Genomic DNA, 6009 nt, shown 5'->3' with positions numbered 1-6009 from the left:
TCCAGCCTGGAAGCAAGGACAACATTGATAGTAATCATCGAATACCCCCATATTTTGCATATTTTGCCCGGTAGTATCCGTGAAGTCACCGACCATACTTCGGTATTTAACATTCACAGTATAGCATTCCTCCCGTTTCTGTCAACAGAATGGCAGGGAAAGGAGACATATTCCACCCGGATACCGAGGTCGTTTAATAACACGATTTGTCATTCCGTGCCCTGGCCTGTCGCCAGGACAGGCTTCGTCGGTATGCTGGATTAGTTACTACAATCGCAGACCTCACACCTTTGCTGCCCGGTCGAGCCTGTGGTAGAATCTAATCAATGGACAAACCGATTGAGAAATACGAACTCCGGCTGGTTGAGCCTGAATGCGCCCCCGGTTCGGCACGGTACGGCGCATTGGTCACACCGGAGAATGACATCAGTCCTCTTTTCCCCTACCTGAACGCGGTCATGAAAAATGCCTGGTATGACCACGAGAACCGGGTTTTGATTTTGAGAGAGCCGGAGCAGGCCTACGCCCTGCGCCCCCGTGAAATCAGGATCGGACGGGCTAACGACTACTCACATGCCCAACAACTCGCCAGCGAGATTGTCGAGAAAATCAACGCTGTCTGGCAGGCAAAGGATAGCATCACCCCTCTCTACACGGAAAGAAAGATACCCGGAGTCATGGCCATCTTCAAGCTGCTTCCCAAAACCAACTGCAAAGAGTGCGGTTATCCTACCTGCCTGGCTTTCTCCGCCGACCTGCGCGCAGGCAAGGTGTCGCCTGAGCAGTGCCCGCCGCTATCTGTCGAAAACAGGGGGAAAGTGCTGCAACTCTTCGCTGAAGAGTAGTCAAGCTTTCAGGGCTGGCTCTTTTCCGGTGATTGTCCGGCGAGCGCCCGGGCAGATAGTATCCCTACCAGAATAAAAAACAGGCCTGAGACCGGCGAAAGCGGCGATACTGCCCCCGACTACCGGCCCGAAACCGTTACCCAGGGCGTTGGCGCTCTGCCCTAATCCGTAAGCAAGTCCCTGTTGACTGGGAATCACTGACAGACCGATAAGTGCATTGGAAGCTACCATCAGTCCCCCCTTAAACAAGCCTGACAGCGCGATGAAAATAACAAGCTGGCCAACCGTACCAGCCCACAGCGGTGGCAGATAGAGCAATCCGGTTACCAGACAGGAGATAACCAGCATCTTCTTCAAGGTAACACGCTCACCGAAACGACCGGCCACTAAGGTGGAGATGATTGCTATCCCCCCCATCAAACTGAAAGCCAGCCCGGCCCAGGTTGCTACCGCACTCCCGGGGTCTAATTCCCTGATGAACAGGGGAATTATCGGGGACACCATCTGCGGAGCAACATGCAGCGTACCCAGCACTACCAGCAGCGGGAGTATCGTTTTGGAAGTAGCCAGACGCCAGATGTCAGCCGCTGAAACGCCGCGCCCTCCTGCCGGGCGCTCAAAGTTCTCCTTCACCAGCAAAAGTACAATAAGACCACCGCTGAAAAGGAGCCCGCCCGTAATAAAAAAAGTGGTTCTGTAGCCGACAAGGTCGGCGAGAAATCCACCGAGAAGAGGGCCAACGGTCTGCCCGGTAAACATTGCCAGCGTGATGAGACCCATGGCGAAGGGCATCTTGTTCCTGGGAGTAAGGGCTGCCACCAGGGCTGAGGCGGCCGCTACTGTCCCGCTCAGCACACCCTGCGCAACGCGCAGGCCGATAAGGTAATAAATATTGGGCGCCAGGCCCATGAGCGCCAGCGTAGTAGCGCCACCAAACATAGCTCTGAGCACCATCGGCTTTCTACCCCAGCGGTCCGCTATGATACCCCACAGGGGAGCGCTGAAGAACATGGCAATGCCGCTGGCGCCGGTGGCAATACCTCCCCAGAAAGCGGCTTCTTCGTTGGTGAAATCGCCCAGCTTCTGGATAAAGAGCGGCATAAAAGGGTTAGCAAAACTGAAACCGGTTAGTACCACTAATTCGGCGATAAATACCGCGTAGAGATTCCTTCGCCAGGAGTCAAGAGCCATAAAGACACGTCTTCCTCTAAACCACCACCAGATGGAGAAAAAATATCCTTGCTCACAGTGAGCAAGGTATCAAATAAATCTAACTAAATACTATACTCCGAAAATCACCGGGAAACAATAGCTCGTATCTAATATATTGGGGTAGTGTATCATTTGGTTGGTTTTTCCTGAGTCATTGTGAGGAGCACGTTCGCTTCGCTCAGTGTAAACTCCGCGACGTGGCAATCTGGGATGGGTTGCAGCTTCCCCGCCACACGGATTGCTTCGCCCTCGGGACTTCGGCGTGAGCTCAGTCGAACGCTGAATTCGGGCTGAAGCCTTCCGATAAGTCGGAATGATCTCGCAATGACATCACCAATCAAAACTGAATAGTACCATTGGTGCAAATCCCGGGGATTTATTCTTATGGGTGTCAGTGGAAAGGTTCTCTTATCCCTCTCCTCCCAGCAACCTCTCCCCGTACTCAAGGAGGAGCCTGGCCCGGGCCGGAGGCACTTTCCTGGTTTCCAGGTAGGTCTTCAATGCCTCAAGGGGAGTGATTTCTTCTGCGGTACGCTGCCCCATGCCCATTCTGAGGCGGGACTCGCGCCGGACATCCCGAGCGATGGTAAAGTAATAAGCCTCCCTCAAGGCATCCCGGATCTCATTATCCCGGAGCTGTCCTTCAACCGCCGCGGGCAGGCTGACCTGGAGTCGGACGATGGCTTCCTCGACCCTGTCTTCCTGTCCGGCTATCTCCCTGAGCACCGTGGCGGTAGGGTCGGTGTCTTCCTCTGTAATATCCACATCGATAGTCAAAAAACGGCGACCCTCCAGGGGGTGAAAGTGGAACGAGGTATGCCTGGCTTCAGGGGATGGCCCCGGCTCAATCTCCACCAGGCAGAACCCTTTCTCATCCCCCTCCTCCCCGAAGTCCACCCGCTCCAAGCTCCCCGCATAGACCACGGGAGGATTCTCACGGAGGACCTGATGTTTGTGGATGTGGCCCAGGGCAATATAATCAAAGGCGGGGTTAGCCACGTTACCGAGCAATAACGCGTGCTCCTGACCGATGGTGGTCAACCTTTCCGAACCCACCTGCGCCCCGGTCACCCAGACGTGGGCCGCCAGCACCGAAGGCAGAGCGGGGTCAAGTTTAGCGGCATGGGCGGCAATAATATTGGTCAGCACCTGCTGCAGGCGCTGGTTAATCTCCTCGAAGTTCAGGTTTTTGCTCTCCTCCTTGCTGAGCAGGGCGCTGCGTCTCAGCCAGGGCAGGGAAGCTACCTGGATAATACCGCTGCTAGTAGGGATGCGGTAGATGTCAGGTCGGTTTGAGACATAGACATTGTTCACGGCTAAAGTATCGAAGATTTCAGTGCTGGTGGCTTTGCCGGAGGCGTTGGGCAGGTCATGGTTGCCGATGAGCAGGAAAACAGGGACATCGCCCCTTGAAAGGCGGTTGATGCGCCGGGCAAACTCCCGCTGCTGGGTTTGGCTGGGTTCCCGGCTCTTGTAGGCGTCACCGCAGAAGAGCACTAGGTCTATCTGGTTCTCCAGGGCGTAGTCCACCACCTGGTCGAGGGCTTTTAGAAAGTCGTCAAGGCGCGTGGAGACCCCGGTAGCCGGGTCAATACGCCCGTAGGTCTCAACGCCCAGGTGCAGGTCAGCAAAGTGGAGGATTTTCATGTTTCTGTAATCCCATCCCCCTTAATCCCCCTTCCCCAGAGGGGAAAGGGAAAGAATCTTTAGAAGAGGAAGCCTCTCTTAGACACTCGTTGCGCATATTGTCATTGCGAGACCATCCCGATTCATCGGGAGGCTTCAGCCCGAGTTCAGCGTTCGACTGAGCTCACGCCGAAGTCCCGAGGGCGAAGCAATCTAGGCGGGGAAGCTGCAACCCATCCCAGATTGCCACGTCGCGGAGTTTACACTGAGCGAAGCGAACGTGCTCCTCGCAATGACATTTATATGAAAGAGGGGCTTCGCCACTCTTCGACACCTCTTAATCGTGATATGTAGTCTCCGCCCGCCGTAGCACACGCGATATCATTACCACATTCTCTTTATCGTGAACCTCGTAAATAATCCTGTAGCTTCCTACCCTGATTCGATAAGCATTATCCTGACTTCTGATTTTCTGAACGCCGTGTGGTCGTGGCTCTGTAGCCAAAACCCTAATTGCACTACGTAAGCGTTCAATATCCTGCCTGGGTGCACGCTCCCCAAGAGTGTTCAAATCCCGAGCTGCCCTGGGCCAGATGATGATACGGTACATCAATCTTTCTTTTCGGCAACCCTGCTCAGTTTCTCGCGCTTAGCAAGGGTTTCATCCAGCTCTCGTTCAACTTCCTCCCAGGACCTTCCGCCATTTTTCTCGTATTCAGCACGGGCTTCTTCTATCAGCGGCGCAAGCTCCTCATCCTCCCGCGCATCCAGCCACTCCCTCACCGCCCCCGCAACGATTTCACTTGCCGCTATATGCCTCCGCGCCGCCTCTACTTTCAAATCCGTGTACAGCTCCTCATCATGGAACACTACCGTCATTTTCCGGCTCATTTTCCTTCTCCCTGGACGTATAGACTTATATATGTCTAAATTATTATAGGTTTGAGGGAGTATAGTGTCAAGCAAAATAGAGGAGAAAATAATTTTTGAGAAGAGAGGCTGCTCTCCTACTAAACTCCAGGATAAAGCGTCACGAAACTACCTTGATTGTGCACGGAATCTGGCCGTAGTCTTTCCCTTCAAATTCCACATTGATTTCAAAGGTGTATTCCCCAGGCTTGACATCTTTAGATACTTCTATGATAAGCAGTTTGGCAATGTTCCCGGGGAGCCCCCCGGCCGCATCTTCTTTAACACTCATGCCAGCTGGCAAATTGCTGGTAGATAGACTCAGATCACTGGTTTTTAAATCATGGCGGCCAGCTATTCTCATGAAAATCAGGTTATTTCTTATCTCGCCAGCCTTAGTTTCTATGTCTGCCCGGTATGTGATAGTAACGTTATCCGCCAGCACCACCGTGCTCTGTTGAATCTCTGGCCAGCGGTCCTTTACCCCCACCTGATGTACGTTGGCTCTGTATGCCGAACCGCCTGGGGTGATGGCGACATCATCAGGTTGTTCTCCGGGAGCACATCCCGGATAGAGACCCAGAGTCATAGCAAGTATCCCCATAACAATCAATCGCCTCATGTTACACTTCCCTTTGATTAAATTTACGCCCATTCCGACGAAAGTCGGAATCTAGTGTTATATAATTTGCTCGTACAGGTCATTCCATTCGGGATTTACTTTTTCTATCATCTCCAGCTTCCATCGTCTTTTCCATTCCTTGATCTGCCTCTCACGTAGAACCGCAGCGTCACGGTCATCACATTCCTCAAAATATACAAGGTTATGAATGCCGTATTTCTTGGTAAACCCCTCGACATAATTATTATTGTGTTCATAGATACGCCGGACAAGGTCGCTGGTAGAGCCAACATATAAGGTGCCGTTCCGCTTACTTGCCAGAATGTAAATATAATAGCTGCTCATATTTATCTGGATTCCGTTTTTCAACGGAATGGATGTTGGGAATCATTTCTGCATCCGGATTTTCTTTTTCCAACGGAATGGACGGGGGAATTCTTTTATCCGTCAGAGTTTCCCCTCTCCACCTTCCACACCTCCCCCCCCGCAGGCAGCACAAAGAGGTCTTCGCCGGACAGCTTGGCCTGAAGGGTGTTTTTCAACTCGACGATGGGCACCCGTATCTGGTTCATGGTGTCGCGCTCGCGGATGGTGACCCGGTTATCCTCCAGCGACTGAAAATCAACGGTAACGCAGTAGGGGGTGCCGATTTCATCCTGGCGCCGGTAGCGGCGCCCGATAGACTGGGTATCATCATAGGCGGTGCGGAACTGCCGCCGCAGCCCGGCATGGACATCTTTGGCAACGGCAGCCAGGTTCTCCTTGCGGCTCAGGGGCAGTATTGCCACCTGCACC

General features: G+C 53.2%; 8 protein-coding genes. 2 read left to right on the top strand and 6 right to left on the bottom strand.

Going from position 1 to position 6009, the window contains the following annotated elements; all coding sequences use genetic code 11:
- Positions 1-264: hypothetical protein (locus Q8Q07_08425; protein MDP3880308.1), on the top strand; the 264-nt coding region annotated here is incomplete at its 5' end.
- A gap of 62 nt (positions 265-326) precedes the next feature.
- Positions 327-845: a (Fe-S)-binding protein gene (locus tag Q8Q07_08420; protein ID MDP3880307.1), complete on the top strand. Its 519-nt coding sequence runs from the start codon at positions 327-329 to the stop codon at positions 843-845.
- Here the strand turns inward: Q8Q07_08420 and Q8Q07_08415 are convergent, their stop codons facing one another.
- The 6 genes from Q8Q07_08415 to Q8Q07_08390 form a co-directional block, all read right to left on the bottom strand.
- The gene (locus tag Q8Q07_08415) at positions 846-2036 is read right to left on the bottom strand and encodes an MFS transporter (GenBank protein MDP3880306.1); all 1191 of its coding nucleotides are present in this window, start codon (positions 2034-2036) and stop codon (positions 846-848) included. It abuts the gene before it with no gap.
- Between the two features lie 429 nt (positions 2037-2465).
- On the bottom strand, positions 2466-3704 hold the full coding sequence (locus Q8Q07_08410; GenBank protein MDP3880305.1) for an exonuclease SbcCD subunit D: 1239 nt from the start codon (positions 3702-3704) through the stop codon (positions 2466-2468).
- A 588-nt stretch (positions 3705-4292) separates the two neighbouring features.
- Positions 4293-4574: a hypothetical protein gene (locus tag Q8Q07_08405; GenBank protein MDP3880304.1), complete on the bottom strand. Its 282-nt coding sequence runs from the start codon at positions 4572-4574 to the stop codon at positions 4293-4295.
- 139 nt (positions 4575-4713) lie between these two features.
- Positions 4714-5214, bottom strand: coding sequence for a hypothetical protein (locus Q8Q07_08400; protein ID MDP3880303.1), 501 nt, complete (start codon positions 5212-5214; stop codon positions 4714-4716).
- A 57-nt stretch (positions 5215-5271) separates the two neighbouring features.
- Positions 5272-5559: a GIY-YIG nuclease family protein gene (locus tag Q8Q07_08395; GenBank protein MDP3880302.1), complete on the bottom strand. Its 288-nt coding sequence runs from the start codon at positions 5557-5559 to the stop codon at positions 5272-5274.
- A 95-nt stretch (positions 5560-5654) separates the two neighbouring features.
- Positions 5655-6009 (bottom strand): His/Gly/Thr/Pro-type tRNA ligase C-terminal domain-containing protein (locus tag Q8Q07_08390; protein MDP3880301.1); only part of this gene is annotated, 355 nt, incomplete at its 5' end.

The sequence above is a fragment of the Dehalococcoidales bacterium genome (assembly GCA_030698765.1).
In the GTDB taxonomy this organism is placed as follows: Bacteria; Chloroflexota; Dehalococcoidia; order Dehalococcoidales; family UBA2162; genus JAUYMF01.
Note: the sequence above shows the minus strand (reverse complement) of the source record. Positions and strands in the feature narration are given on the sequence as shown.

Bases quoted from the DNA above. Each gene is read 5' to 3' on its own strand.
- Q8Q07_08395 (MDP3880302.1), bottom strand. From the start codon at position 5,559: ATGAGCAGCTATTATATTTACATTCTGGCAAGTAAGCGGAACGGCACC.
- Q8Q07_08415 (MDP3880306.1), bottom strand. From the start codon at position 2,036: ATGGCTCTTGACTCCTGGCGAAGGAATCTCTACGCGGTATTTATCGCC.
- Q8Q07_08405 (MDP3880304.1), bottom strand. From the start codon at position 4,574: ATGAGCCGGAAAATGACGGTAGTGTTCCATGATGAGGAGCTGTACACG.
- Q8Q07_08410 (MDP3880305.1), bottom strand. From the start codon at position 3,704: ATGAAAATCCTCCACTTTGCTGACCTGCACCTGGGCGTTGAGACCTAC.
- Q8Q07_08400 (MDP3880303.1), bottom strand. From the start codon at position 5,214: ATGAGGCGATTGATTGTTATGGGGATACTTGCTATGACTCTGGGTCTC.
- Q8Q07_08420 (MDP3880307.1), top strand. From the start codon at position 327: ATGGACAAACCGATTGAGAAATACGAACTCCGGCTGGTTGAGCCTGAA.